At 63.6% G+C, this 25576-nt stretch carries 22 protein-coding genes and 1 tRNA gene; 9 read left to right on the top strand and 14 right to left on the bottom strand.

The window, feature by feature from the left end; translation table 11 throughout:
* Positions 1 to 9 precede the first annotated feature (9 nt).
* Positions 10 to 753: a flagellar brake protein gene (locus tag IAE37_RS14865; RefSeq protein WP_201174771.1), complete on the top strand. Its 744-nt coding sequence runs from the start codon at positions 10 to 12 to the stop codon at positions 751 to 753.
* Positions 754 to 817: 64 nt separating this feature from the next.
* On the opposite strand, the gene IAE37_RS14860 is transcribed toward IAE37_RS14865, so the two are convergent.
* Positions 818 to 2161 carry an MFS transporter gene (locus tag IAE37_RS14860; RefSeq protein ID WP_201174770.1) on the bottom strand — a complete coding sequence of 448 codons (1344 nt, stop codon included), beginning with the start codon at positions 2159 to 2161 and terminating at the stop codon, positions 818 to 820.
* A 148-nt stretch (positions 2162 to 2309) separates the two neighbouring features.
* Entirely contained in the window at positions 2310 to 2795 is a 486-nt protein-coding gene (gene bkdR, locus IAE37_RS14855) for a Bkd operon transcriptional regulator BkdR (RefSeq protein WP_201174769.1), read from the bottom strand.
* 197 nt (positions 2796 to 2992) lie between these two features.
* On the opposite strand from bkdR, the gene IAE37_RS14850 reads away from it, so the two are divergent.
* Genes IAE37_RS14850 through lpdA form a run of 4 tightly spaced genes read left to right on the top strand, consistent with a single transcriptional unit; the run spans position 2993 to position 7951 of the window.
* Positions 2993 to 4225 (top strand): 3-methyl-2-oxobutanoate dehydrogenase (2-methylpropanoyl-transferring) subunit alpha, encoded by a 1233-nt coding sequence (locus IAE37_RS14850; protein ID WP_201174768.1) that lies wholly within the window; start codon positions 2993 to 2995, stop codon positions 4223 to 4225.
* 1 nt (position 4226) lies between these two features.
* Positions 4227 to 5285, top strand: coding sequence for an alpha-ketoacid dehydrogenase subunit beta (locus tag IAE37_RS14845; protein WP_201174767.1), 1059 nt, complete (start codon positions 4227 to 4229; stop codon positions 5283 to 5285).
* Complete coding sequence (locus tag IAE37_RS14840) at positions 5286 to 6569, top strand: dihydrolipoamide acetyltransferase family protein (RefSeq protein ID WP_201174766.1); 1284 nt, start codon at positions 5286 to 5288, stop codon at positions 6567 to 6569.
* Between the two features lie 2 nt (positions 6570 to 6571).
* Entirely contained in the window at positions 6572 to 7951 is a 1380-nt protein-coding gene (gene lpdA / locus IAE37_RS14835; RefSeq protein WP_201174765.1) for a dihydrolipoyl dehydrogenase, read from the top strand.
* Between the two features lie 45 nt (positions 7952 to 7996).
* Here the strand turns inward: lpdA and IAE37_RS14830 are convergent, their stop codons facing one another.
* From IAE37_RS14830 to IAE37_RS14805, 6 genes are all read right to left on the bottom strand, one after another.
* Positions 7997 to 9325: an MFS transporter gene (locus IAE37_RS14830; protein ID WP_201174763.1), complete on the bottom strand. Its 1329-nt coding sequence runs from the start codon at positions 9323 to 9325 to the stop codon at positions 7997 to 7999.
* A gap of 366 nt (positions 9326 to 9691) precedes the next feature.
* Positions 9692 to 11143: an aldehyde dehydrogenase family protein gene (locus tag IAE37_RS14825; RefSeq protein ID WP_201174762.1), complete on the bottom strand. Its 1452-nt coding sequence runs from the start codon at positions 11141 to 11143 to the stop codon at positions 9692 to 9694.
* Positions 11140 to 12108 carry an NAD(P)-dependent oxidoreductase gene (locus IAE37_RS14820; RefSeq protein WP_201174761.1) on the bottom strand — a complete coding sequence of 323 codons (969 nt, stop codon included), beginning with the start codon at positions 12106 to 12108 and terminating at the stop codon, positions 11140 to 11142. The genes IAE37_RS14825 and IAE37_RS14820 overlap by 4 nt, the downstream gene beginning before the upstream one ends.
* Positions 12109 to 12118: 10 nt before the next feature.
* Positions 12119 to 13510, bottom strand: a complete 1392-nt coding sequence (locus IAE37_RS14815) for an NAD(P)/FAD-dependent oxidoreductase (RefSeq protein ID WP_201174760.1) — start codon at positions 13508 to 13510, stop codon at positions 12119 to 12121.
* A gap of 201 nt (positions 13511 to 13711) precedes the next feature.
* The gene (locus IAE37_RS14810) at positions 13712 to 14053 is read right to left on the bottom strand and encodes a RidA family protein (RefSeq protein WP_201174759.1); all 342 of its coding nucleotides are present in this window, start codon (positions 14051 to 14053) and stop codon (positions 13712 to 13714) included.
* Positions 14054 to 14064: 11 nt separating this feature from the next.
* On the bottom strand, positions 14065 to 14415 hold the full coding sequence (locus IAE37_RS14805) for a cupin domain-containing protein (protein ID WP_201174758.1): 351 nt from the start codon (positions 14413 to 14415) through the stop codon (positions 14065 to 14067).
* 219 nt (positions 14416 to 14634) lie between these two features.
* Here IAE37_RS14805 and IAE37_RS14800 point away from each other — a divergent pair, with 219 nt between their 5' ends.
* Entirely contained in the window at positions 14635 to 15687 is a 1053-nt protein-coding gene (locus tag IAE37_RS14800; protein WP_201174757.1) for a proline racemase family protein, read from the top strand.
* A gap of 96 nt (positions 15688 to 15783) precedes the next feature.
* On the opposite strand, the gene IAE37_RS14795 is transcribed toward IAE37_RS14800, so the two are convergent.
* From IAE37_RS14795 to IAE37_RS14785, 3 genes are all read right to left on the bottom strand, one after another.
* Positions 15784 to 16524 carry a sulfite exporter TauE/SafE family protein gene (locus tag IAE37_RS14795; protein WP_201174755.1) on the bottom strand — a complete coding sequence of 247 codons (741 nt, stop codon included), beginning with the start codon at positions 16522 to 16524 and terminating at the stop codon, positions 15784 to 15786.
* Between the two features lie 150 nt (positions 16525 to 16674).
* Entirely contained in the window at positions 16675 to 17667 is a 993-nt protein-coding gene (locus IAE37_RS14790) for a YiiG family protein (RefSeq protein ID WP_442967823.1), read from the bottom strand.
* Positions 17668 to 17745: 78 nt separating this feature from the next.
* The gene (locus IAE37_RS14785; protein ID WP_201174753.1) at positions 17746 to 18654 is read right to left on the bottom strand and encodes a hypothetical protein; all 909 of its coding nucleotides are present in this window, start codon (positions 18652 to 18654) and stop codon (positions 17746 to 17748) included.
* Positions 18655 to 18913: 259 nt separating this feature from the next.
* Between IAE37_RS14785 and IAE37_RS14780 the strand changes: the two genes are divergently transcribed.
* Positions 18914 to 20611, top strand: coding sequence for a molecular chaperone HscC (locus IAE37_RS14780; RefSeq protein ID WP_201174752.1), 1698 nt, complete (start codon positions 18914 to 18916; stop codon positions 20609 to 20611).
* A gap of 3 nt (positions 20612 to 20614) precedes the next feature.
* Positions 20615 to 22174 carry a J domain-containing protein gene (locus tag IAE37_RS14775; RefSeq protein WP_201174751.1) on the top strand — a complete coding sequence of 520 codons (1560 nt, stop codon included), beginning with the start codon at positions 20615 to 20617 and terminating at the stop codon, positions 22172 to 22174.
* A 10-nt stretch (positions 22175 to 22184) separates the two neighbouring features.
* Here the strand turns inward: IAE37_RS14775 and IAE37_RS14770 are convergent.
* Both IAE37_RS14770 and phnN read right to left on the bottom strand, forming a co-directional pair.
* Positions 22185 to 22261, bottom strand: a tRNA-Arg gene (locus IAE37_RS14770).
* A 130-nt stretch (positions 22262 to 22391) separates the two neighbouring features.
* Positions 22392 to 22982 carry a phosphonate metabolism protein/1,5-bisphosphokinase (PRPP-forming) PhnN gene (gene phnN, locus IAE37_RS14765; RefSeq protein ID WP_201174750.1) on the bottom strand — a complete coding sequence of 197 codons (591 nt, stop codon included), beginning with the start codon at positions 22980 to 22982 and terminating at the stop codon, positions 22392 to 22394.
* 344 nt (positions 22983 to 23326) lie between these two features.
* On the opposite strand from phnN, the gene IAE37_RS14760 reads away from it, so the two are divergent.
* Positions 23327 to 23653, top strand: coding sequence for an Arc family DNA-binding protein (locus IAE37_RS14760; protein WP_003254499.1), 327 nt, complete (start codon positions 23327 to 23329; stop codon positions 23651 to 23653).
* An 87-nt stretch (positions 23654 to 23740) separates the two neighbouring features.
* On the opposite strand, the gene mgtE is transcribed toward IAE37_RS14760, so the two are convergent.
* Positions 23741 to 25183 carry a magnesium transporter gene (gene mgtE, locus IAE37_RS14755; RefSeq protein WP_201174749.1) on the bottom strand — a complete coding sequence of 481 codons (1443 nt, stop codon included), beginning with the start codon at positions 25181 to 25183 and terminating at the stop codon, positions 23741 to 23743.
* Between the last annotated feature and the right edge of the window lie 393 nt (positions 25184 to 25576).

Raw genomic sequence — 25576 nt, 5'->3', positions numbered from 1 at the left:
TGATAACCCGTGTTCAATGAAACCGATGCCCCGCAGCCGCCAAAGGTGCTTACCACTCCTTTGGAGATCGTGGCTAACCTGCGCCAATTGATGGATAGCCATGATCCGCTGATCATCACCTTCCCCGAGCGCAGCCAGCGGTTCCAGAGCTACGTGGTGCATGTAGACCGCGACACCAATACCCTGGCGCTGGACGAACTGATCCCGCGCGACGGTGAAAAATTCATCGAGAACGGCGAGCCGTTCCGCGTCGAAGGCTTCCACGATGGCGTGCGTATCGCCTGGGAATGCCACTCCGAGCTGAAGATCACCGAAATCGACGGCCACCGCAGCTACCGCGGCGGCCTGCCCGAGGAAATGACCTACCACCAGCGCCGCAACGCCTTCCGCGCGGCGCTGAAGCTGTCGCAACTGCTCGACATCATCCTCGACGGCACCCACCTCAAGGGCAATGGCGCACTGCGCGGCAAGCTGCTGGACATTTCCGCCACCGGCTGCAAGCTGCGTTTCGAGGGCAATGTCGAAGAGCGCCTGCAACTGGGCCAGGTCTACGAGCGTTTCAAGGCCGGCAACCCGCTGGGCCTGACCGACATCATGGTCGAGCTGCGCCACCTGCACTTCGAGGAACGCATCAACACCACCTTCGCCGGCGTGCGCTTCCACAACCTCAACGGCCAGGCCCAGCGCAAGGTCGAGAGCCTGGTCTACCAACTGCAGCGCGAAGCGCGACGGTTCGACAAAGACGATTACTGAGCGCCTGGTAGATGCATCAACGCCACCCACAGGGTGGCGTTTTCATGTCTGGCCGCTCCTGACCTCAAACCGTTCTGCTGATCTCATCCTGCGCCTGATCCTCGCCAGCCGGCTCGGCCTGATCGGGTTCTTCGGTATCCTCCGCCGCCACCGGCGATTGCATCACGTCCTGCACGGTCTGCTCGTCGACCCGCGGGTCGAGCGCCGCAGACAGTGGCGAACCGGCGGCCGGCATGGCCACGTGGCCCAGCGGCGCGTCGTCCACCTGGTGCAGGCCGGTGACCGCCTTGGGCCGGATGCGCCAGACCAGCACCAGGGCGAAGAACACGAAGAAGGCATACAGCATCTGCGGCCCGAGGTACTTCATCAGCACACCTGCCGCCAATGGCCCGATACAGGCGCCGACGCCGTAGGTCACCAGCAGCATGGCCGTCAGCGAGACGCGTCGCTCGCTTTCCACATGGTCGTTGGAAAACGCCACCGCCAGCGGATACAGGCAAAACTGCAACAGCGAGATGACGAAGCCGATGCCGAACAGCAGCTCCAGCGGCACGCTGGGCAGGATCGCCAGCGGCGCCGAGGCCAACGCCAGGCCCAACGCCACGCTGCGGATCAGTACCGCGCGGTCGTAGCGGTCGGACAACCAGCCCAGCGGCCACTGCACCACCAGCCCGGCGAAGATGCAAGTGCCCATGAACAGGCCTACCTGCGAGGTGGGCAAGCCCTGGCTGGAGGCATACAGCGGCGCCAGGCCGTAGAACGAACCGACGATCAGCCCCGAGCCGAGCACCGTGCTCAACGACTGCGGCACGCGCTTGATGAAGAACTTCGGCTCCATCGGCGCCGGGCGCAAAGGCGCCGGGTGGATACGCCGGGTCATCGCCACCGGCACCAGGCACAGGGCGAAGCACATGGCCACCAGCATCAGCAGTTCCGGGCCGAGCTGGGGATGCACCACCAGAATCAGCTGGCCGAGCACCAGGCCCAGGTACGAGGCGATCATGTAGCCGCTGAACACCGCCCCACGCTGCTTGGCATCGGCCTGCTCGTTGAGCCAGCTCTCGATGACCATGTACTGGCACATCATGCCCAGGCCGACGATCATCCGCAGCCCGACCCACGCCGGCAGCCAGTCGCTCAGGCCATGGCCGAGCACCGCAGCGCCGACGATGCCGGCACAGGTGGCATACGCACGGATGTGCCCGACCCGAGCGATCAGGCGGTGGCCGACCTTGCCACCGACCGCCAGGCCGAAATAGTTGGCCGCCATCAGTGCACCGACCCACAGGCTGTTGACGTTTTCGGCCGCGAGCCGCAGCGCCAGGTAGGTACTCAACAAACCCGAACCGATCAGCATCATCAGGGCGGCAAAGTACAGCGAGCGAAAAGACTTCCAGATGTTTCGCATACGTCCCGCGAGGCTCCCTGGTCAGGTGGCGGGTTGGGTTGCAGGCAAGCATAAAAGCAAATCGCTGGCGTTGCAGGCCCTGCCCGGCAAAATAACCGGGCAAGGGCGCGTCCAGTAGCGGTTGTGTCGCGATCAGGCCTGAGCCGGCTTATTCGCGCAACGTCATCCCATTGGCCGGCAACGGCAACGCCGTCTTGTAGCGCACCTGCTTCAAGGCAAAACTCGAACGAATGTTGGCCACCCCAGGCAACCGCGTCAGGTAGTCGAGAAACCGCTCCAGCGCCTGAATGCTCGGCAACAGCACCCGCAGCAGGTAGTCCGGATCGCCAGTCATCAGGTAACACTCCATCACCTCGGGCCGCTCGGCGATCTCTTCCTCGAACCGATGCAACGATTGCTCGACCTGTTTCTCCAAGCTCACATGAATGAACACATTCACATCCAACCCCAGTACCTCGGGCGACAACAGCGTCACCTGCTGGCGGATCACCCCCAGCTCCTCCATGGCCTTGACCCGGTTGAAACACGGGGTCGGCGAGAGGTTCACCGAGCGCGCCAGCTCCGCGTTGGTGATGCGGGCGTTGTCCTGCAGGCTGTTGAGAATGCCGATATCGGTACGGTCGAGCTTACGCATGAGACAAATTCACCGGTTTTTTGTGGTTATGAGGAATGTTTATCTGGGCTGTCAGCCAAAGGCAATCAACTTGAGAGAAAAATTCTCCGCCCGTCCCTCTAAGATGTAATCAACGCTGACCTGCTGGTCACGAGCCGGCAGCCAGCAGCGACCGCTTCAGTGCTCACAAAAACAACATCCGAGCGAGCGTAAAAAGCATGAACGAGTACGCCCCCCTGCGTTTGCATGTGCCCGAGCCCACCGGCCGGCCAGGCTGCCAGACCGATTTCACCTACTTGCGCCTCAACGACGCGGGCCAAGTGCGCAAACCTCCGATCGACGTCGATGCCGCCGACACCGCCGACCTGTCCAACAGCCTGGTCCGCGTGCTCGATGCGCAAGGCAACGCCCTGGGCCCGTGGGCCGAGGACATCGCCCCGCAGATCCTCCGCCAGGGCATGCGCGCCATGCTCAAGACGCGGATCTTCGACAGCCGCATGGTAGTCGCCCAGCGTCAGAAGAAGATGTCCTTCTACATGCAGAGCCTGGGCGAGGAAGCCATCGGCAGCGCCCAGGCCCTGGCGCTCAACCGCAGCGACATGTGCTTCCCCACCTATCGCCAGCAGAGCATCCTCATGGCCCGCGACGTGTCGCTGGTGGAGATGATCTGCCAGCTGCTGTCCAACGAACGCGACCCGCTCAAGGGCCGCCAGCTGCCGATCATGTACTCGGTGCGTGAGGCCGGTTTCTTCACCATCAGCGGCAACCTGGCGACCCAGTTCGTACAGGCGGTCGGCTGGGCCATGGCTTCGGCCATCAAGGGCGATACCAAGATCGCCTCGGCCTGGATCGGCGATGGCGCCACCGCCGAGTCGGACTTCCACACCGCCCTGACCTTCGCCCACGTCTACCGCGCGCCGGTGATCCTCAACGTGGTCAACAACCAGTGGGCGATCTCTACCTTCCAGGCCATCGCCGGCGGTGAAGCCACCACCTTCGCCGGCCGTGGCGTGGGCTGCGGGATTGCCTCGCTGCGGGTAGACGGCAACGACTTCGTCGCCGTCTACGCCGCCTCGCGCTGGGCCGCCGAGCGCGCCCGCCGGGGCCTGGGGCCAACGCTGATCGAATGGGTCACCTACCGCGCCGGCCCGCACTCGACCTCCGACGACCCATCCAAGTACCGCCCCGCCGACGACTGGAGCCACTTCCCGCTGGGCGACCCGATCGCCCGCCTGAAGCAGCACCTGATCAACATCGGCCACTGGTCCGAGGAAGAACACCAGGCCACCACCGCCGAGCTCGAAGCCGCAGTGGTCGCCGCGCAGAAGGAAGCCGAGCAGTACGGCACCCTTGCCAACGGCCACATCCCAAGCGCTGCCTCGATGTTCGAGGACGTGTACAAGGACATGCCCGACCACCTGCGCCGCCAGCGCCAGGAACTGGGGGTTTGAGATGAACGACCACACCAACGCCATCAACCCGGAAACCGCCATGGCCACCACCACCATGACCATGATCCAGGCCCTGCGCTCGGCCATGGACATCATGCTCGAGCGCGACGACAACGTGGTGATCTACGGCCAGGACGTCGGCTACTTCGGCGGCGTGTTCCGTTGCACCGAAGGCTTGCAGAACAAGTACGGCAAGTCGCGGGTGTTCGACGCGCCGATCTCCGAGAGCGGCATCGTCGGCACCGCCGTGGGCATGGGTGCCTACGGCCTGCGCCCAGTCGTGGAAATCCAGTTCGCCGACTACTTCTACCCCGCCTCCGACCAGATCGTCTCCGAGCTTGCCCGCCTGCGCTACCGCTCGGCCGGCGAGTTCATCGCCCCACTGACCCTGCGCATGCCTTGCGGCGGCGGTATCTATGGCGGCCAAACCCACAGCCAGAGCCCCGAGGCCATGTTCACTCAGGTCTGCGGCCTGCGCACGGTGATGCCGTCCAACCCCTATGACGCCAAGGGCTTGCTGATCGCTTCGATCGAATGCGACGACCCGGTGATCTTCCTCGAACCCAAGCGCCTGTACAACGGCCCGTTCGACGGCCACCACGACCGCCCCGTGACGCCCTGGGCCAAGCACCCGCAAAGCGCCGTACCCGATGGCTACTACACGGTGCCGCTGGACAAGGCAGCGATCACCCGCCCTGGCAACGACGTCACGGTGCTGACCTACGGCACCACGGTCTACGTGGCCCAGGTGGCCGCCGAGGAAAGCGGCGTCGACGCCGAAGTCATCGACCTGCGCAGCCTGTGGCCGCTCGACCTGGAAACCATCGTCGACTCGGTGCGCAAGACCGGCCGCTGCGTGGTGGTGCACGAAGCCACGCGCACCTGCGGCTTCGGCGCCGAGCTGGTCGCGCTGGTGCAGGAGCACTGCTTCCATCACCTCGAAGCGCCGATCGAGCGCGTCACCGGTTGGGACACCCCCTACCCGCATGCCCAGGAATGGGCTTATTTCCCAGGGCCGGCGCGGGTCGGCGCGGCATTGAAACGGGTCATGGAGGTCTGAATGGGCACACACGTCATCAAGATGCCGGACATTGGCGAAGGCATCGCCCAGGTCGAACTGGTGGAGTGGTTCGTCAAGGTCGGCGATGTCATCGCCGAGGACCAGGTGGTGGCCGACGTCATGACCGACAAGGCCACCGTGGAAATTCCCTCGCCGGTCAGCGGCAAGGTGCTGGCCCTGGGTGGCCAGCCCGGAGAGGTCATGGCGGTGGGCAGCGAGCTGATCCGCATCGAGGTCGAAGGCAGCGGTAACCACGTCGATATCCCACAGGCCAAGCTGGTCGAGGCAACGCCTGCCGCCGAGGCCGGCAAGCTACAGGCGCATCCACAGGCGCAACCACAACCACAAGCGGCTGCCTACCAGGCCCCGGCCGAGCCTGTCGCCGCGCCGATCGTGCCGCGCCAGCCAGGCGACAAGCCGCTGGCCTCGCCTGCGGTGCGCAAGCGCGCCCTGGATGCCGGCATCGAGCTGCGCTATGTGCATGGCAGCGGCCCTGCCGGGCGTATCCTGCATGAAGACCTCGACGCCTTCATGAGCAAACCGCAGAGCAACGCCGGGCAAGCGCCCAGCGGCTATGCCAAGCGCACCGACAGCGAACAGGTGCCGGTGATCGGCCTGCGCCGCAAGATCGCCCAGCGCATGCAGGATGCCAAGCGCCGGGTGGCGCATTTCAGCTACGTCGAGGAAATCGACGTGACCGCCCTCGAAGCCCTGCGCCAGCAGCTCAATGCCAAGCATGGCGACAGCCGCGGCAAGCTGACCCTGTTGCCGTTCCTGGTGCGTGCGCTGGTGGTCGCCCTGCGCGACTTCCCGCAGATCAACGCCACCTATGACGACGAAGCCCAGGTCATCACCCGCCACGGCGCAGTGCACGTGGGCATCGCCACCCAAGGCGACAACGGCCTGATGGTGCCGGTGCTGCGTCATGCCGAAGCCGCCAGCCTGTGGGCCAATGCCGGCGAGATCTCGCGCCTGGCCACCGCCGCACGCAACAACAAGGCGAGCCGCGAAGAGCTGTCCGGCTCGACCATCACCCTGACCAGCCTCGGCGCCCTGGGCGGTATCGTCAGCACGCCGGTGGTCAACACCCCGGAAGTGGCGATCGTCGGCGTCAACCGCATCGTCGAGCGGCCCATGGTGGTCGATGGCCAGATCGTGGTGCGCAAGATGATGAACCTGTCCAGTTCGTTCGACCACCGGGTGGTCGACGGCATGGATGCCGCCCTGTTCATCCAGGCTGTGCGCGGCCTGCTGGAACAACCTGCCTGCCTGTTCGTGGAGTGACCATGCAACCGATCATCGATACCACCCTGCTGATCATCGGTGGCGGCCCTGGCGGCTACGTGGCCGCCATCCGCGCCGGGCAACTGGGCATTCCCACCGTGCTGGTCGAGGGCCAGGCCCTCGGCGGCACCTGCCTGAACATCGGCTGCATCCCGTCCAAGGCGCTGATCCACGTGGCCGAGCAGTTCCACCAGGCCACCCGCCAGGCCGGTCAGTCGCCACTGGGCATCAGCGTCACCTCGCCGCGCCTGGATATCGGCCAGAGCGTGGCCTGGAAGGACGGCATCGTCGACCGCCTCACCACAGGCGTCGCCGCGTTGCTGAAAAAACATGGGGTCAAGGTGATCCAAGGCTGGGCGAACATTCTCGACGGCAAGCAGGTCGAGGTCGACGGCCAGCGTATCCAGTGCGAGCACCTGCTGCTGGCCACTGGCTCGAACAGCGTCGAACTGCCGATGCTGCCCCTGGGCGGCGCGGTGATTTCATCCACCGAAGCCTTGGCACCCCAGACCCTGCCCAAGCATCTGGTGGTGGTCGGCGGTGGCTACATCGGCCTGGAACTGGGCATCGCCTACCGCAAGCTGGGCGTGCAGGTCAGTGTGGTGGAAGCCCGCGAACGCATCCTGCCGACCTACGACAGCGAACTCACGGCGCCCGTGGCCGAGTCGCTGAAGAAACTGGGTATCGCGCTGTACCTCGGGCATAGCGTAGAGGGCTACGACGACGGTTGCCTGCTGGCCCGCGACGACAAGGGCGGGCAATTGCGCCTGGAAGCTGACCGCGTGCTGGTGGCGGTGGGCCGTCGCCCGCGCACCTCGGGCTACAACCTGGAATGCCTGGACCTCAAGATGAACGGTGCGGCGATCGCCATCGACGCCCGCTGCCAGACCAGCATGCGCAATGTCTGGGCCATCGGCGACGTGGCTGGCGAGCCGATGCTGGCGCACCGCGCCATGGCCCAGGGCGAGATGGTCGCCGAGATCATCGCCGGCAAGGCGCGACGTTTCGAGCCCGGCGCTATCGCGGCGGTGTGCTTCACCGACCCGGAAGTGGTGGTGGTCGGCGCCACGCCGGAGCAGGCCAGCCAACAGGGCCTGGACTGCATCGTCGCGCAGTTCCCGTTCGCCGCCAACGGTCGGGCCATGAGCCTGGAAGCGAAAAGCGGCTTCGTGCGGGTGGTGGCGCGGCGTGACAACCACCTGATCGTCGGCTGGCAGGCGGTCGGGGTGGCCGTGTCGGAGCTTTCCACGGCGTTTGCCCAGTCATTGGAAATGGGCGCACGCCTGGAAGACATCGCCGGCACCATCCATGCCCATCCGACGCTGGGCGAGGCGGTGCAGGAAGCGGCACTGCGTGCACTGGGGCATGCATTGCATATCTGAGCAAACCTGCCCGTCCCGTGTGAGAGTGCGCGCCCAAACGCTGGATCAGGCGGCGCTCGCCGTCGCCAGGTCGAGCGAGCGGGTTTCCGGCGCCATCTGCCAGGTGAAGAACAGGCCTACCATCGAAATGCCGAAGGCCGCGATCATGGTGTTGGCGATGCCGATCGACGACAGCGACATCGGCACCAGGTAGGTCCCGATCGCCGCGCCGATGCGCGACAGCGAGGTGGCCAGGCCGACCGCCGAACCGCGCACTTCCGTCGGGAACAGCTCGTTCGGGTAGACGTACTGCAGCACCTGCGCCCCGCCGATGAACAGTGCATAGCTGCCGAACAGCGCCAGGGTGACCAGGCCAGCGCCATCGGGGTACAGGCCCAGCAGGAGCAACGCCAGGCCAGACCAGAGGAAGCTGTGGATGAGCATGCGCCGACGGCCCATGGGGTTGATCAGCTTCACTCCGAGCAGGCAGCCGAACACGAAGATGATGGTGATGGCCACCGCGCCCCAGGCCGCCAGGTCACCGGTCAGGCCCATCGCGGCGAGAATCTTCGGCGCGAAAGCGTAGATGGCGAACTGCGGAATGATCGAGCAGGTCCAGAAGATGCTGACGAAGAAGATGCGCTTGCCATAGTGCGAGTGGAACAGCTGCCACACCGACACCCGGCGTTGCGATACCGGTTCCGGCAGATCGGCGATGGAGAACGCGTCGCCGTAGACCCGCTTGATCACCTGGTCCGCTTCGGCGGTGCGCCCTTTGCTCAACAGCCAGCGTGCCGACTCCGGCGTACCGGCGCGCATCACCAGGAATGCCACCGCCGGCACCACCGCACTGGCCAGCGCCCAGCGCCAGGCTTCCGGGCCCATGGTGCGCAGGATGAACTCACCGGCGACATAGGCTACCGCAGCGCCGACGAACCACATCATCACCAGGCTGGCGAGAATCGAACCGCGTTGCTTCTTGGGCAGGAATTCGGCCAGCAGCGAGGTGGCCAGGGGATGGTCGGCACCGATCGCGACACCCAGCAAGAAACGCAGGCCAATCAGCGCCGCAGCGGAAGTGACCCAGAACTGGCCGAGCGAGAATACCGCCAGGGCAACCAGTACCAGCACGTACAAGGTCTTGCGCCCAAGCTTGTCGGTGAACAGGCCGCCGACGAAACCGCCGAAGAACATGCCGATCAGCGAAGCCGCGGCCACCATGCCCTCTTCGAGAACGGTCAGTTGCAAGGCCTGGCTGAGTTGAAGCAGAACGACACCGATAATGCTGAGGATGTAACCATCCAGGAACGGTGCACCCGATGAATAGATCGCCAGCTTTTTATGGAAGCTGTTGAGCGGCGCGTCTTCTAGTGAAATCTTATGATTATTGGTCACGTTCTGTTGCCTCTTTTGCTGCGCAATGCAGACGGCTCTTCGAATGCCAGGCACACGAATGGGCGATGGCGAACTTGGAGTCCATCTATTGTTTTTAGAATGTGAGTAACTGGTGGTACGGGTAATACGAAAGTGTGCGCACGCTCTCTTAGCTGCAGAGTAAGCCTGCATGACTTCAGGAAATAGGAGGATTACCTCAAAGAATGCGAGATTACGGCCAGCAGCTGAATGGGGGTATTTCTGTGTGGTCCGCCAGCCAGCATTCGCGGGTAAACCCGCTCCTACAGGGTCTCAATCCATGTTGAAACGGTGAATGCCTGTAGGAGCGGGTTCATCGGGGCGCCGAACCGCCGCGAATAGGCCCCATCAGGACAATTGGTAGGTGGTCTTGACGCGGGTGAAGAACTGCCGGGCATGGGTGCCCTGCTCACGCGACCCGAGGCTGGAAGCCCCATTGCCACCGAACGGAACGTGGTAGTCCACTCCAGCCGTCGGCAAGTTGACCATCACCATCCCCGCCGAGCTGTTGCGCTTGAAGTGCTCGGCATAACGCAGCGAAGTAGTCACGATACCGGCGGACAGCCCGAACTGGGTATCTTCGGCAGCGGCGAAGGCGGCTTCATAATCACGAACCTTGAGCACGCTCAACACCGGCCCGAAGATCTCTTCGCGGTAGATACGCATCTCGGGCGTCACTTCGGTGAACAGCGCCGGTGTGAACAAGTAACCGCCCGCCTCGTTTTCGATGCGCTCGCCACCACATACCAGCTTCGCACCCTGCTCGCGGCCGCTGGCCACGTAGGACAGGTTCTGCTCCAGCTGCCGACTGTCCACGACTGGACCGATATCGGTGCAAGCCTGCAATGCATCGCCCACCTTCAGGGCTCGGGTCCGCTCCGCCAAGCGCGCTACGAATGCGTCGTGAATGCCCTCGGTAACGATGACACGCGAACTGGCGGTGCAACGCTGGCCGGTGCTGAAGAACGAGCCATTGAGCGCAACGTCCACCGCCTGCTCCAGATCGGCGTCGTCCAGCACGATCAGCGGGTTCTTGCCGCCCATCTCCAGTTGGACTTTCTTCATGCCTTCGGCCGCGAGCCTGGCGATCTGACGGCCAGTGGTTTCCGAACCGGTGAAGCTGATGCCATCGATGTGCGGCGAACGGATGATGGTGTCGCCAACGCTGCGGCCAGGGCCGATCAGCATGTTGAACACGCCCGCTGGCAGGCCCGAACGGCTGATGATCTCGGCAAGGGCCCAGGCCGAGGACGGCACCAGTTCGGCCGGTTTGAACACCACGCAGTTGCCGAAGCACAGCGCTGGCGCGATCTTCCAGGCCGGGATGGCGATCGGGAAGTTCCATGGCGCGATGATGCCGACCACGCCCAACGGCTGGGTGAACACATCGATGCCTACGTCCTGGCGCACCGACTGGTACTTCTCGCCTTCAGCGCGCAGCGCTTCCTGGGCGTAGAACTTGAACGAACGGCCCGCGCGGTCGACTTCGCCGAGGGCTTCACGAACGATCTTGCCTTCTTCGCGCGCCAGCAACTCCGCTAGTTCCTGACGCCGGGCAAGGATCTCGGTACCGATGAAATCCAGCGCATCGGCGCGCTGCTGCGGGTTGCTGCGCGCCCAGGCCGGCTGGGCACGACGGGCGGCGGCGATGGCCTGCTCGGTCAGCGCCTGATCGGCACGCACGAAACGCTCGACGACCTCACCAGGGTTCGACGGATTGCGGTTTTCGAGAATATCGGCGGCGCTATCCAGAGCGACGAAAGCGCCGTCGACGAAGCTGCTTTTGCTGGCGATGGTCATGCGGTACGGATCCTTTTCTCGGTGGCGTGGCGGGCAACGTAGTCAGTGATGTTGTCGACGGCGCGATCCATCAACTGCTGCATGGCATCCTCACTGCTCCAGGCAATGTGCGGGTTGAGGATGAAATCGTCGCGATCGATCAGCTGGAACAGTGGATTGCTCGGATGTAGCGGTTCTACTTCCACCACGTCCAGGGCCACGCCACCCAAGCGCCCGTTTTGCAGGGCGTCGATCAGGGCTGCCTCGTTGACGATGCCACCACGTCCGGTGTTGATCACCAACGCATCGGGCTTCATGGTCGCCAGTTTTGCAGCATCGATCAGGTCATGGGTTTCTGGCGTCAGCGGGGCATTGATCGACAGCACGTCGCAGCTCTTGAGCAGGCTTTCCAGCGAACGGCAATCGGCGCCACGGCGCTTGCCGCCGCGGTCCTCGAACAGCACTTCCATGCCGAAGGCCCGGGCCAGTTCGGCCAGGCGCAGGGCAATCGGGCCGCTGCCGATGATCGCCATCTGCTTGCCCCGCACATCACGGATGCGGTGGTCGAAATAGATGTTCTTGTACTCGGCCTGCCCAGCCTGCACCTTGCGCATCAGGCGGCTGAACGCCACTGGCCGGCGGAACAGCTCGAGCATCATCGCCATGCTGTGCTCGGCCACGGTGTTGGCGGCATAGCCCGGCACGCTGGAGACCTCGATGCCATGGGCATCGCAGTAGTCGACGTCCACGATGTCACGGCCGGTCAGCGCCAGCGAGATCATCTTCAGCTTGGGCAACTGACGCAGGTGCTCTTCGCGCAGCGGCACGCTGCAGGTCAGGGCGACGGTGGCGTCCTTGAGGTGCTCGAGCACCTGGTCAGGATGGGTGTACGCAAACTGCTGCCAGGTGTGTTCGCAGTCGGGGCGCTTGAGACGCGTCGAGGCGGCAAGCCCGTCGTCGTCGAGAAAAACGATATGTTCGCTCATGATCCTGATCTTATTTTTTCTGGGCGGGGACATAACCAGCCGGGGCCATGCCGACCAACTGGCGAGTGATGAAGCCGGCGTCCTGGTCGTGATCTTCCAACGATTCCTTGCGTACCAGCGCGTCACGTACCATGTGCGCACCGAAGAAACGGAACGGCTCTGGCGGCAGCAGCTTCATCTTCTGGTTGACCAGGCCACAGTTGGCCCACTCGTCGTTGGCATGGGTGGCCAGCGCCTTGATGATGCGGCTGGCGAACACCGTGGTGGCGACGCCATTGCCGGAGAAGCCGATGCCGTAGCTGACGGTCTGGTGCTGGTCGAGGTAGCCGAAGTTGGGCAGGCCCTTCATGGCCCGGTCGATCGGCCCCGTCCAGCTGCTGACCACTGGCACATCCTCGAGCTGCGGGTACAGCCGGCGCAGTTCGGCGGCGACCTTGTCGGCCGCAGGCGATGGTTTCTCGTACAGGTTGCCGATGCGCCCGGCGTAGGCGAACTGGCCCAGTGGCTTGCCGAAGACCACGCGGCCGTCGGGCGTGTTGCGCCAGTAGTTGAGCACGGTGCGCGAGTCGGTCATGCACTCGCCGCGGCTGAAACCGATGGCATCGAGCTTGGCCTTGACCGGCGCGGTGGCCACCATGTCGCTGGACATGATCGCGATCATCCGGCGCAACTCGGGGAACTGCGCGCCCCAGGCGTTCAGCGCCAGCACCACGTGGTTGGCCTTCACATGGCCCTTGGCGGTATGCACCACCGGGTTCTTGCCACGCACCAGGTGGGTGAACGGCGATTTCTCGAAGATCTTCACCCCCAGCTTCAGTGCCACCCGACGCAAGCCGCGCGCCAGCATGGCCGGCTGCACGGTGGCGGCATTGGGGTCGTAGATGCCGCCCAGCACCAGCGGCGAGCCGACTCGGCCACGGATGGTCTCGCGGTCCATTTCCTGGAACGGGTTGACGTCGAGCTTCTGCAGACCGTCGGTGAGTATGCGCCAGGAGTTCATCTGCCGCTGGTTGGTGGCGGTCCACAGCCAGCCATCCTTGCGGTACTGGGCATCGATGCCATGCTCCTGGCAGAAGCTGCCGATCTCGTCGATCGCCGACTCGGCCGCTTCGCAGATGCGCCGCGCCTCGACGTCACCGCAGATGGTGCGTACCGACAGGTACTTGCCCCACCAGTTGGTCGCGATGCCACCGTTGCGGCCGCTGGCACCGGAGCCGCAGCGATCACGCTCGACGATGACGATGGTTTTTTCCGGGTGCGCCTGCTTCAGGCGGATGGCCGACCACAAGCCGAGAAACCCGCCGCCGACGATGCACACGTCCGCTTGAATCGAATCCTGCAAGGCAGGGGCGAGATCGCTATCCAGGTCGAGTGCCTGGGCATACCAAAATCCACGGTACATAGTTGGTGCCTTTGAGCGTGAGAGCATGTTGGTTTTTGCAACATGATGCGCACCCAGCGGCTCCCCTCGCTGTAACGAGCATGACAATTGATGGTAGAAGTACGCACAGGTGCTCGGTGTTCGGCTGGAGAGATGCGGTGGCGCCGCGCGGGCGGCGCGCGTTCTCATAGGCGCTACAGCTCTCGAGCCCAGCGCCCCATCTCAGAGCTGCCCGAACGCCTGGATCTCGATGCGGTAGCCCGCAGCCGCCAACGGCGCGCCGACGCAGGCGCGTACCGGCGGCGCCTCGCCGACCCAGGCATCGTAGACTTCGTTCATGCGCGCGAACTCGCCCATGTCGGCCAGCCAGATCTGCATCCGCGACAGGTTGGCCTTGCTCGCCCCGACCTGCGCCAGCCAGGACTCCAGTTGGCGCAGCACGCAGCGGGTCTGCTCGGCGATGTCGCCGTCGAGGTTCTCGGCGACGATGCCGGAGGTCTCGATGCGGCCATCGATGATCACCATCTGGCTGGCGCGCTTGCCAGGGTTGATGCGCTCGATCATGGATCGCCTCCTCAGAACAGCACGTAGGTCTTGCGCAGGGTCTCGTGGATGTGCCACACGCCTTCGCAGTTTTCCGGGAACAGCACGGCATCGCCGGCACGCAGCTCCACCGGTTCGCCGCCGTCCGGGGTGAAGGTGCAGGCACCGCTGACGATGTGGCTGAACTCACGGTTCTTCAGGTGGCGGCGGAACACACCCGGGGTGCTTTCCCAGACGCCGATGCTGGCGTTGACGGCGTCATCGGCCTGATGTTGGCCGGTGGCTGCCTGGGCGATCGGTTCGCCGATCGGCAGCTTGGCCGGGGCCAGCTCACCCAGGGCGGACTCGGCGGCTTGACGAACGACGGTAAGAACTTGGCTCATGAAACACTCCTCGGATGGATGCATTCTGCAGGCGATCACTCTGCCAACCACACGCCGCCCCCACTATAAGGATTGGGACAACTACTGGTACGAATCACCCGGCGTCAGGGGATCGCCCGAACCTCACATGAGCTGTCCCAATTCTTATAGGGGTTGCTGGGCCGAGGATGAGAAAGTGCCGGCACGCGATCCATACGAACAATAAGCTGGAGCTTGCCCATGGCCTTCAAGAGAACCATTCACGCGGTCGACACCCACGCCGGCACTCCGATGCGGGTGATCACCGGCGGCGTACCGCACATCCCCGGCGACACCGTCTACGCCAAGATGAAATGGCTGGAGGAAAATGACGACCAGTTGCGCAAGCTGATGCTGCGCGAGCCGCGCGGCTACCCGGCGCACTGCTGCAACATCATCGTCCCGCCGTGCCACCCCGAAGCCGATGCGGGCTACATCATCATGGAGCAGATCGAGTACCCGGTGATGTCCGGGGGCAACACCATCTCGGTGGTGACCGTACTGCTGGAGATGGGCCTGCTGCCGATGAAGGAGCCACTGACCGAACTGGTGCTCGAAGCACCGGCAGGCCTGATCCGCATCAAGGCGCAGTGCCAGAACGGCAAGGTCAAGGGCGTCACCTTCCAGAACGTGCCGGCCTTCGCCGCGCACATCGATGCCGTCATCGATGTGCCGCACTTGGGCAAGGTGCGGGTCGATGTGGGCTGGGGCGGGATGTTCTACGTGATCGCCGACGTGCGCCAGTTCAAGGGCCTGGAGCTCAAGCCCGAGCACGGCGGCGAGATCGCCAGGGTGTCGTCGATGATCCGCGAGGCGGCGATCGAGCAGTTACCGGTCGCCCACCCGGACTATCCGGGCGTGGGCATCACCATCTCGCAGCTGTCCGGCCCTACCGACGACCCCAGCGCCGACTGGAAGAACGTCGTCACCATGGCCTCCGGCACCTTCTCCTGGGACGACCCGGCCACCTGGACCGGCGCTCTCGACCGCTGCCCCTGCGGCACCGGTACCAGCGCCAAGATGGCGACCCTGCATGCCAAGGGCGAGCTACCGCTGAACCAGGACTTCCGTCACCAGGGCATTCTCGGCAACATCTATACCGGCCGCCTGATCGACGAGACACGCATCGGCGAGCACAAGGCGGTGGTGCCGACCGTGACCGGCACCAGCTGGATCTACGGCCTGAACACCTTCGTGCTGGACCATGACGATCCGTTTACCGAAGGCTTCACCATTGGTGATATCTGGGCTTGAGTGTTTGTCGGAGGATTTTCGGCGTAGCGTAGATCGAGCGCCGCCCGCGCGGCGCTCGATTTCAGCCCTCTCACAAAAACCAGGCCAAGCCCCCCGCTAAAAAAGGCTCCCCAACGCCAGAATCAGCAAAAACACGATGATGATCCTGCGCGCCAAGGTCTCTTCCACCCGCTGCGCCATACGCGCCCCCAGCCACACCCCCAGCACCAGTACCGGCAGGCTCATCAGGCCCAGGTGCAGCGCGTCGCGACCGAACAGGTCGAGCGCCCAGAACGCCGGCAACGCCGCCACGTCCATGGCCAGGAACGCCGCGATGATCGACGCCCGCCCTGCCTCCAGCGCCAGCGGCGAGCCGAGGAAGAACACGATGACCGGCGGCCCACCCAGGCCCAGCGAGCCATTGAGCACACCGGCCCCGGCGCCGGTGGCGGCCGTCTGCATGAACGACGGCATGCGCCGCAACTTGAAGCCGGTGATCATCACCAGGCAACAGCCGATGATCAGCACGGCCAGGATCACCTTCACCAGCTCACCCGGCATGCGCGCCAGCAGGTAGGCCCCCAGGGGCGTGGCGAGAACCGAGGTGATGACCAGTACGCGGATGGAACTCCAGTGCACCTGGCCCCAGATCGATGGCAGCAGTTTCACGCCCGCGGCGATCTCCAGCACGAACATCGCCGGCACGATGGTCGACAGCGGCAATACGAACGACAGTGACATGATCGCCAGCAAGGTGAAGCCGAACCCGGAAAACCCTCGGGCGAGCGCGGCGATGAATACACAGCCCAGCGCATAGGCGGTGACCGAGGGCGAAACGAGCGTCAACTGGGAGAGCATGAGGATCTCTGCACAAGAGGGAAGCGGCGGCGACGCGCAGCTTGGGCGATGTAGCACAGTGTGCAGAAGACGGCAGGCGGCGGATAGAAGCGGATGGACCTGAAACAGGAGATGGCGGCCAACCCGGCCGCCCTCCCCGGATGAGCCTACTCAGCTGCAGCGAGTAGCGTTCATGCCATTGATGACCGAGTCGTAGAAGCGCGCGAACCATTGCGCATCGGCTTTGATCGGGTTGTTGTTCTTCCACATCATCTGACGCTGTTCATCGTACTTGTAGCCACCCTTGCGGGCATTGGCGATGGACTCACGCCCCTTGCCAACGAAGCGGTTCAGGTCGCTCAGCAACACGCTACAGGACATTTGCGGCGTTTGCGCCTTTCTCTGCTTGTCCCAGCCTTCGATCATCTGCGCGGTCTTGTTCAGGCTTTCCTCGAACGGCTTGGCGGTTTCTTCCTTGCCTGCAGATTGGTAGAAGTCCTTGGACAAGCGCACCGATTGCTTGGCGTAGAGCACGATGCCAGCGCGGTAGTACTCCAGGGTATCCTTCTCGGCGTCGTCGAACGCTTGCTGGGTGTTGATCTCGTCGCGCTTGGCGAGGCCGTCGTAGAACTTGTCCTGCTCCGTGGCAACCGCCTCGATGGCGGCGTCGAGCGCAGGCTCCAGCTCCTTGGCCTTCTTGCCACCATCGGCCAGGTAGCCCTTGGAGTCGGCGTAGTTGGCGAGGTCGGCGTGGATCGGCGCGAGCTTCTCCAGCGCCACCAGCATCGCCTTGGCCGGCTCGTCGAGTTCCGGCATGGGCGACGACAGGGCCAAGGCCTTGCTGAGGTTGTCGCGCAGGCCGCTGATGTCATACGCACTGAAGATGTAGTAATCGGACAATGGCTTGTCCGACTTCAGGCCCTTGGCATATTCGGTGCGGCGCTTTTCCAGGATCGCGCCGAAGTTGCCGCCACGGTTCGCCGCGTCGACATAGAAGTTGTACTTCTCGATCTCGACCTGCTCGGCGCTCGGCGCTTGCGGCGCCTCCTGCCCCTGGGTCGCCGCCGCGCTGCGGGGCGACTCGCCGTTGTCACAACCGGCAAGCAAAATGCCCACGGCGACCAGCATCCCTACCCAAACATTCTTCGACTGCACTGTGTTCATCCTTAAGGTTCGCTGGGCGATCGGCTCATCCGATCGCCATTGGCCCGGGCGCTCGTCATCGCCGCCCCAGGCACGGGTTCAGGCCTGGGAAGCAGCTGCTTGCGGCGCTTGCGCAGCGGAGTCTTCCATCAGCAGGCCCAAGGTATTGAGAAACAGGTCCATGTTCATGATGCCGGTGGCGACGGTCGACAGGACGGTGTTGCCGGACGCATCCTTGAGGTTGATCTTCTCGGACCAGGTGCTGGTGTCCATGCTGCGCAGCGACGCGATCGACACCTGGCTGCCCTGCACTTGCAGGTGGTCCCGGGTGACCACGATGGGCAGGGTCTTGGCATCGAGGAAGTTGCCGCTCACGCGCTTGCGCCAGACCTCACCGGTGGCGATGTACTTGAACGTCACCGAGCCACCTGCCTGCAGCGTTTGCAGGACCGCCGGCTGGCGCGCATCGAGATACAGCTCGCGGAACAGCTGCACGAACTCGTGGAAGCGCTTGAGCGGCTCGATCACCCGATGGAACGGCTCGCTGGCGTTACGCCGGAAGGCCAGGTTGGTGATCATGCCGGTCATCACCATCTGCCCGGAGCTGAACAGGTAGAGGTCTTCGATCTCGGTGAACGGCACATAGGTACGCACGCCCTTGGTGGTGTAGGCGATACCCTTCTCGAACAGCTCGTAGCTGCTGTGCCGATAGCGGCTGTGCCAGGCCCAGAGTGCCGCGACGCCCAGCCCCAGCACCGCCAGCAGGCCACTGGTGAAGTACAGCAACGAGACCTGGCCGTCGAAGCGTACGGTCGAGCCGCTCGAAGTGGTGAACGCCACCGGCCCGGAGCCGTTCGCCGGCAGCAACGTAGTGAAGTAGAGGATGGCGCCTGCCAGCAACAGCAGGGTCGCGACCAGGATGATGACAAAGATCTTGGCCGCCTTGCCATAGTAGTAATGGCCGACCAGGGCACCCGTGGCGGGCGCTTGATTGGAAGTCTGCTGCATGAGAGGTTGCATCCCTGTAAGTGTCTGTCGGACTCTGCCATCCAGGCCTGTTGCACGCTTTTGCATCGCTATTCAGCGCAGCTGCTGACACATTGCCACCAGCCCGGAGCGGTATCCTAGAACGCTCAGGAATATATAAGTTCAATCTCGAGCGGTTTTATTGCGTTTTTGAGTACCGCCTCTCATTCTGGAAAAAGGACTTGCGCGGACGACGCTGTTCGTCAGAGCCTTCGCGACTGGAAGGAAAAGGAATTGCTTCATGATCGTCGGAATCGACCTGGGCACGACCAACAGCCTGGTAGCGGTCTGGGACAAGGGCACCAGCGTGCTCGTCACCAATGCCCTGGGGCAGTTGCTGACGCCCTCGGTGGTCGGCCTGGATGACCAGGGGCGGATCCTGGTCGGGCAAGCGGCCCGCGAGCGCCTGTCTACCCATCCCGGACTGACCACTGCCCTGTTCAAACGCCACATGGGCAGTGCTCGCACGGTGCAGCTGGGAGCCACGCCCTTTCGTCCCGAAGAGCTATCGGCGATGCTGCTGAGGAGCCTGAAGGAAGACGTCGAGCGCGCTCATGGCAAGCCAGTGACCGATGTGGTGATCAGCGTGCCGGCCTACTTCAGCGATGCCCAGCGCAAGGCGACGCGCATCGCTGGCGAACTGGCCGGGATGACCGTTACCCGGCTGATCAACGAGCCGACCGCAGCCGCCCTGGCCTACGGCCTGCCTCAGCGCGGCGGCGAGTCCTCGTTCCTGGTGTTCGACCTGGGTGGTGGGACGTTCGACGTGTCGATCCTGGAGTTGTTCGATGGCGTGATGGAGGTCCGCTCCAGTGCTGGCGACAACTACCTGGGGGGCGAAGACTTCGATCAGCTGCTGGTGCAGCGCTTTCTCCAGACCCAGGCCGAGACCCCCGGATTTCCCGCCACCCATGCAATCAGCGAGGCCCTGCAACGCGAGGCCGAGCGGGTGCGGATCGCGCTGGGGCAAGCCGCTAGCTGCGAGTTCGTATTGCGGCTCGACGGCCAGCAGTGGCAGTACAGCTTCACCCAGCAAGACCTGGCCCAATTGTTCGAGCCGTTGCTGGAGCGGCTGCGCAATCCGGTCGAGCGCGCCCTGCGCGATGCGCGCATCCGCATCGACGAACTGGATCAGATCCTCATGGTAGGCGGCGCCACGCGCATGCCCCTGGTGCGCAAACTGGCCGCCAGCCTGTTCGGTCGCTTCCCCTCGGTGCACCTGAACCCGGACGAAACCGTGGCCCACGGCGCCGCGATCCAAGCCGCACTGAACGCGCGGGATGCCGCCCTGGAAGAGGTGGTGCTGACCGACGTCTGCCCCTATACCCTGGGCATCGAGACCTCGCAGCGCTTCGGCCAACGGCTCGAGGCCGGGCATTACCTGCCGATCATCGAGCGCAACAGCACGGTACCGGTCAGCCGCGTCGAAACCGTGTGCACCGTCGATGAGTCGCAGGAGCGCGTGCAGGTGCGGATTTTCCAGGGTGAAAGCCGCCTGGTGCGCGACAATATCGCGCTGGGAGCCCTGGAGATCCCGGTACCGCCGAACACCGGCGGCTCCGTGGACCTGGATGTGCGCTTCACCTATGACAACAACGGCATCCTGGAATGCCAGGTGAGCATTCCGCTGACCGGTGAGCAGTTCGAGCTGGTGATCGAGAACAATCCTGGGGTACTCAGCCCCGAGGAAATCGCCACGTGCCTGCAGAACCTGGCAGCGCTCAAGGTTCATCCCCGCGAGCAGCAGGTCAACACGCTGCTGGTCGCGCGCCTGGAGCGTTTGTACCAGGAGAGCCTGGGCGAACATCGCCAGCAGATCGATCATTGGGCCAACCTGTTCCAACAGGCACTGGCCAGCCAGGACGAACGCGTCATCCGCCAGGCGCGCAAGCAACTGAGCGAGCGCCTGGACCAGTTCGAACACCAGGGCGGTTTCTGAGCCATGCGCATTTCCCGTTGCTGGCAGGTGCTGGAACTTTCCCCTGAAGCCGATGAACGCAGCATCAAGCGGCAATACGCCAGGTTGCTCAAGCGCACCCGCCCCGACGAAGATCCGGTGGCATTCCAGCGCTTGCGCGAGGCCTATGAAGAAGCCCTGCAATCAGCGCGCGAGGCGCGTACCGAGGCCACGGTCGCGCTTGCCGATGCCGTGCCCCCCATCTGCAGCAGATCGACAGTACCCAAGCCGGCAGCGCCTTCAGAGCACGAGCAGGCGCTGGCCCTACTGGCAGCGCTCGACGATGGCGCCGTCGAGCGCACCTGGTACGAGGCCAAGGCAAAAGGCATCGAACGAGCCCTGGAGCCGCTGCTGTTCAGACGCTGCCTGGAGGCAGCCACCGCCCACCCGAACCTGCTGCGCTGGGGCGTGGAGCAGCGCCAGTGGCTGACCCCTTGGCAGCAGTTCGCAACCGGCGAACTGGAGCAGCAACGCCTGGCCCTGCTACTTGCCACCGCGCTCCACGCCAGGCTGGAGCAGTACATGGCCGCGGGTGAGCCTGCGCAGTTCATCGATTGCCTGGCGCAAGCCAGTCGCCAAGGTTGGCTGGGCGACCTCTCGCGTCGCCAGGCATTCCAGGTGCATGTGCTGACCCTGCTGCTCGACAACGAGGACTGGCCACCGGCGTTGTTCGTCGGCATCTGCCAGGTCTTCGCCTGGGACGCTCCAGGCGCCACGCCGCCGATCCCCGACGAACATTGGCAAGCGCTGCATCGGCGTTGCGAGCAACGCACCTGGATCGATGCGTTGCGCGCGCTGGCGGCTCGACGCGAACAACAGCCGAGCCCCCAGGCCAACGCCGCCGCGCTGTTTCTGCTGGTGCAACAACCCGAGCAGCAGAGGGAATTGGCCGCAGGTTTCGTCGAGGCCGACTGGCAAGCCTGTGAACGGCTGTCCGATGCCTTCTCGTCGCGCTTCGCCGACTTGCTGGGGATGTTCCCCATGCATGATCCGTGGTTCTGGAAACGACTCGTCGAGCCCCGCGACCCACCCTACGGCATCAAGCGCACGACTGCCGTGCTGACCCTGACACTTGCCCTGCAGAGCCTACCCGGTGCCGGGCTGGCCGTGATGCTGCTGATACTACCGCTCTATGCCCTGGCGGCACTGCTAGGCGCCTATGTCGGCAAGTGGCTGCTCGGTCTCTGGTTCGATATCGCCGAGAGCCTTCACGACCTCGACCAGCGGCTCAGCGCAGAATGTGTCCGCAGAAACCTCACCCGCGATCGTCGCTTGCTGGTGATACGCAACGCCGGCCCGTTGATCGGCCTGGGCCTGGTGATCGGGCTCTGGCTAGGGTGGCTGGGGCTGGCCACCTATTTGCTGACCGGCGTGATCGGTGTGCTGCAGCCGGCCGACATGGCCCCACAGGATCGCCAATACCGCTGGCGCAGGCCATTGCAGGCGATCTACCGGATAGCCGGGCTAAGTTGGCTGCAGTGGTTGTTTTGCGCTGCGATGGTGGGGGTGATCGGGTATCTGCGGTTGCAGGGAGTGTCCCTCTGAGGGAGGAGCATGGCGTCCCAGGCAGGATTTGAACCTGCAACCTTCCCCTTAGGAGGGGGATGCTCTATCCAATTGAGCTACTGAGACATTTTTGCCAGGCATGAAAGCCAAGCGACAGGACGGCGAGCATCTTAACCAGCGGGCTGCCGTTTGTCATGTCTCGATCGCTTGCAGGCGACTTTTCCGGCCTCCTTTGCGAAGCGGCCGACACTGAATTTCAAATCCGAATCACCCCTTCCCTGCCCAGCAACGCCAGCAGCGCCTCGACAGCAGTCTCCAGCGATGCCGAATTATCCAGGCGATGCACATCCGCTTCGACCTCGCCCTGCAGCGAGGCGCCACGCGCCAGCCGCTGCTCCACCTGTGCCTCGGATTCCCGCCCGCGCGCCAGCAGGCGTTGGCGCAGAATCTCCGGCCGCACTTCGAGCATGATCGCCAGCAGGTCCGGATAACGCCGCCGCGCCTCGCTCAAGTAGGCCCGCGAGCCATTCACCAGCACCGGATGCCCTTCCTCGAGCCAACGATCCACCTGCGCCGGTATCCCGTAATCCAACCCATTGGCGTGCCAGTGCATGGCAAACTCCCCAGCCGCGAGCATCGCCGCGAAACCTTCGGGCGTGACGCCTTGAGCAGCCTCCCCCTTGGATTCGGCGGAGCGGGTGATGACCCGTCGGGCGATTTTCACCCCCGCAGCCGCCAGGCGCGCACGGGCTGCGTCGATCACGGAATCTTTACCCGAGCCGGAGGGTCCTACCAGAAATACCAGACGTGCTGAATGGAAACAGCTATCGCTTGCGTCATATTGCATAGCCACTATGCTCTAGGAAGGAAACCCGTGCATTCTAGGGCTTTTCCCGACCATTTGCTGTTATTTACCGGTTTTTGACGGCAAACGGCTGACGGTAGAATGCGCCGATCGATGTGAAATTTTTCAAACCAGTGCTCATTTCTGATAATTGGTACTGGCAAAAAGCCTTTACCCGGCTCACTATTAGTCACATAATTGACGCCAAGGAAACGGCGACCATGGCAAAATGCACAGCCTATTTTTCATCTCGGTTGAACATTTTGTCGTCGCCACGGTCGTACTTCCATCCCGTGCGGCCAATTTGAGAACCGCTTTCCCCTGAACCAGATATCCGGTCAATTTATATGCGCCCAATGAAACAGGCTATTTATTCGAGCCGCACTGCTGACAAGTTCGTCGTCCGCCTGCCAGACGGAATGCGTGAGCGCATTGCCGAGGTAGCGCGCAACCATCACCGCAGCATGAACTCCGAGATCATCGCGCGCCTGGAACAGAGCCTTATCCAAGAAGGTGCGTTGGGTGACGAGCTGAGCATGCGCCTGGACAGCCCAGAGCTGTCCTTGCATGAGCGCGAGTTGCTCCAACGCTTCCGCCAACTCTCCCACCGCCAACAGAACGCCCTGGTGGCCCTCATCGCTCACGATGTGGAAATGGCTGCCGACGCTTCCTGAGTCGTTCGGCCAACCAGCAAAAAGCCAGCGAAAGCTGGCTTTTTCGTGTCTGCCGTCAGGGGCGCTGCGCGCCCCTCTCTCCAAGGCCTAGAGCAGGAACAGCGTCGCCAGCCCGAGGAAGATGAAGAAGCCGCCACTATCCGTCACGGCGGTGATCATCACGCTGGAGCCCATCGCCGGGTCGCGCCCCAGGCGCGTCAGGGTCATCGGGATCAGCACGCCCATCAACGCGGCCAGCAGCAGGTTCAAGGTCATTGCCGCGGTCATCACCACGCCCAGCGACCAGCTGCCATACAGCCAGAACGCCACCGCGCCGATCACCCCGCCCCAGATCAGGCCATTGAGCAACGACACCGCCAGTTCCTTGCGCATCAAGCGGCTGGTGTTGCCCGGCGATACCTGATCGAGCGCCATGGCGCGCACGATCATGGTGATGGTCTGGTTGCCGGAGTTGCCACCGATGCCCGCGACGATGGGCATCAACGCCGCCAGGGCCACCAGCTTCTCGATCGAACCCTCGAACAGGCCGATCACCCGCGAGGCCAGGAAAGCGGTGATCAGGTTGATTGCCAGCCAGGCCCAACGGTTGCGCAGCGAACGCCAGACCGAGGCGAAGATGTCTTCTTCCTCGCGCAGACCGGCCATGTTCAGCACTTCGCTTTCGCTTTCCTCACGGATCAGGTCGACCATCTCATCGATGGTCAGACGGCCGATCAGGCGGTCGCTCTTGTCCACCACGGGAGCCGAGACCAGGTCGTAACGCTCGAAGGCCTGGGCAGCATCGTAGGCGTCTTCGTCCGGGTGGAACGACACCGGGTCGGTGGCCATGACTTCTGCCACCTTCTTCTCCGGGTCGTTGACCAGCAGACGCTTGATCGGCAGCACACCTTTGAGGATGCCGCCGTAGTCGACCACGAACAGTTTGTCGGTGTGGTTCGGTAATTCCTTCAGGCGACGCAGATAACGCAGGACCACCTCGAGGCTGACATCCTCGCGGATGGTGACCATCTCGAAGTCCATCAGCGCGCCGACCTGCTCCTCGTCGTAGCTCAGCGCCGAGCGCACACGCTCACGCTGCTGGGCGTCGAGGCTTTCCATCAGCTCGTGGACGACGTCACGCGGCAGTTCCGGTGCCAGGTCGGCCAGTTCGTCGGCGTCCATTTCCTTGGCTGCGGCCAGCAGTTCGTGATCGTCCATGTCGGCGATCAGAGACTGGCGAACGGCATCGGAAACTTCGAGGAGGATGTCGCCATCGCGATCCGAGCGCACCAGTTGCCAGACCGTCAGGCGATCCTGCAGGGGCAAGGCTTCGAGGATGTAGGCGATGTCGGCGGGGTGCAGGTCGTCGAGCTTGCGCTGCAGCTCCACGAGGTTCTGGCGGTGGACGAGGCTTTCAACCAGGTCCTGGTGCTGGCCTTCCTGGCGATGCGTGACGTCTTCGACGACACGCTGGCGCTGCAGCAGATCGACCACCTGAGCCAGGCGATCCTGCAGGCTGTCTTGGCCTTTCTTTACTTCTACTTCGGTCATAGGCGAACTCCACTCCCAGCAGCGGAGCACGCCGGGAGAATCAATCTGTCAGATCAAGCTGTATGAATCGTGTTAGGGAGTAACTACTGGGTAAGTCCATGGTGGTTTTCCACAAGCCCCGGCGGGGCTGACGGGCGCAATCATACACTGCCTGGGCGGCTAGATCGCCTAAATTTTTGGCCAGAACAATCGTTTGCGTGATAAAGCTGTGACAACGCAAGAAGCGAATCAGTCAACGATAAGATGTCGGTGTGTGTAAGAAAGCGTAGTTGCAGTTCGATGACAATTCAGCGAAACGAGAAAACAAAAAGCCCGCTCAAATGAGCGGGCTTCTTGATTGTATGGCGGACTCAGCAGGATTCGAACCTGCGACCGCTCGGTTCGTAGCCGAGT

This window comes from Pseudomonas sp. S31 (genome assembly GCF_016648105.1).
GTDB lineage: Bacteria > Pseudomonadota > Gammaproteobacteria > Pseudomonadales > Pseudomonadaceae > Aquipseudomonas.
The sequence above is the reverse complement of the archived record's forward strand: the minus strand, read 5'-3'. Positions and strand labels throughout refer to the sequence as shown.

What these genes read in the sequence shown, in the direction of transcription:
- IAE37_RS14860 (WP_201174770.1), bottom strand. Translation starts at nt 2,161, where the DNA reads ATGCGAAACATCTGGAAGTCTTTTCGCTCGCTGTACTTTGCCGCCCTG.
- bkdR (WP_201174769.1), bottom strand. Translation starts at nt 2,795, where the DNA reads ATGCGTAAGCTCGACCGTACCGATATCGGCATTCTCAACAGCCTGCAG.
- IAE37_RS14850 (WP_201174768.1), top strand. Translation starts at nt 2,993, where the DNA reads ATGAACGAGTACGCCCCCCTGCGTTTGCATGTGCCCGAGCCCACCGGC.
- IAE37_RS14845 (WP_201174767.1), top strand. Translation starts at nt 4,227, where the DNA reads ATGAACGACCACACCAACGCCATCAACCCGGAAACCGCCATGGCCACC.
- IAE37_RS14840 (WP_201174766.1), top strand. Translation starts at nt 5,286, where the DNA reads ATGGGCACACACGTCATCAAGATGCCGGACATTGGCGAAGGCATCGCC.
- lpdA (WP_201174765.1), top strand. Translation starts at nt 6,572, where the DNA reads ATGCAACCGATCATCGATACCACCCTGCTGATCATCGGTGGCGGCCCT.
- IAE37_RS14825 (WP_201174762.1), bottom strand. Translation starts at nt 11,143, where the DNA reads ATGACCATCGCCAGCAAAAGCAGCTTCGTCGACGGCGCTTTCGTCGCT.
- IAE37_RS14820 (WP_201174761.1), bottom strand. Translation starts at nt 12,108, where the DNA reads ATGAGCGAACATATCGTTTTTCTCGACGACGACGGGCTTGCCGCCTCG.
- IAE37_RS14815 (WP_201174760.1), bottom strand. Translation starts at nt 13,510, where the DNA reads ATGTACCGTGGATTTTGGTATGCCCAGGCACTCGACCTGGATAGCGAT.
- IAE37_RS14810 (WP_201174759.1), bottom strand. Translation starts at nt 14,053, where the DNA reads ATGATCGAGCGCATCAACCCTGGCAAGCGCGCCAGCCAGATGGTGATC.
- IAE37_RS14805 (WP_201174758.1), bottom strand. Translation starts at nt 14,415, where the DNA reads ATGAGCCAAGTTCTTACCGTCGTTCGTCAAGCCGCCGAGTCCGCCCTG.
- IAE37_RS14800 (WP_201174757.1), top strand. Translation starts at nt 14,635, where the DNA reads ATGGCCTTCAAGAGAACCATTCACGCGGTCGACACCCACGCCGGCACT.
- IAE37_RS14795 (WP_201174755.1), bottom strand. Translation starts at nt 16,524, where the DNA reads ATGCTCTCCCAGTTGACGCTCGTTTCGCCCTCGGTCACCGCCTATGCG.
- IAE37_RS14790 (WP_442967823.1), bottom strand. Translation starts at nt 17,667, where the DNA reads ATGAACACAGTGCAGTCGAAGAATGTTTGGGTAGGGATGCTGGTCGCC.
- IAE37_RS14785 (WP_201174753.1), bottom strand. Translation starts at nt 18,654, where the DNA reads ATGCAGCAGACTTCCAATCAAGCGCCCGCCACGGGTGCCCTGGTCGGC.
- IAE37_RS14780 (WP_201174752.1), top strand. Translation starts at nt 18,914, where the DNA reads ATGATCGTCGGAATCGACCTGGGCACGACCAACAGCCTGGTAGCGGTC.
- IAE37_RS14775 (WP_201174751.1), top strand. Translation starts at nt 20,615, where the DNA reads ATGCGCATTTCCCGTTGCTGGCAGGTGCTGGAACTTTCCCCTGAAGCC.
- phnN (WP_201174750.1), bottom strand. Translation starts at nt 22,982, where the DNA reads ATGCAATATGACGCAAGCGATAGCTGTTTCCATTCAGCACGTCTGGTA.
- IAE37_RS14760 (WP_003254499.1), top strand. Translation starts at nt 23,327, where the DNA reads ATGCGCCCAATGAAACAGGCTATTTATTCGAGCCGCACTGCTGACAAG.
- mgtE (WP_201174749.1), bottom strand. Translation starts at nt 25,183, where the DNA reads ATGACCGAAGTAGAAGTAAAGAAAGGCCAAGACAGCCTGCAGGATCGC.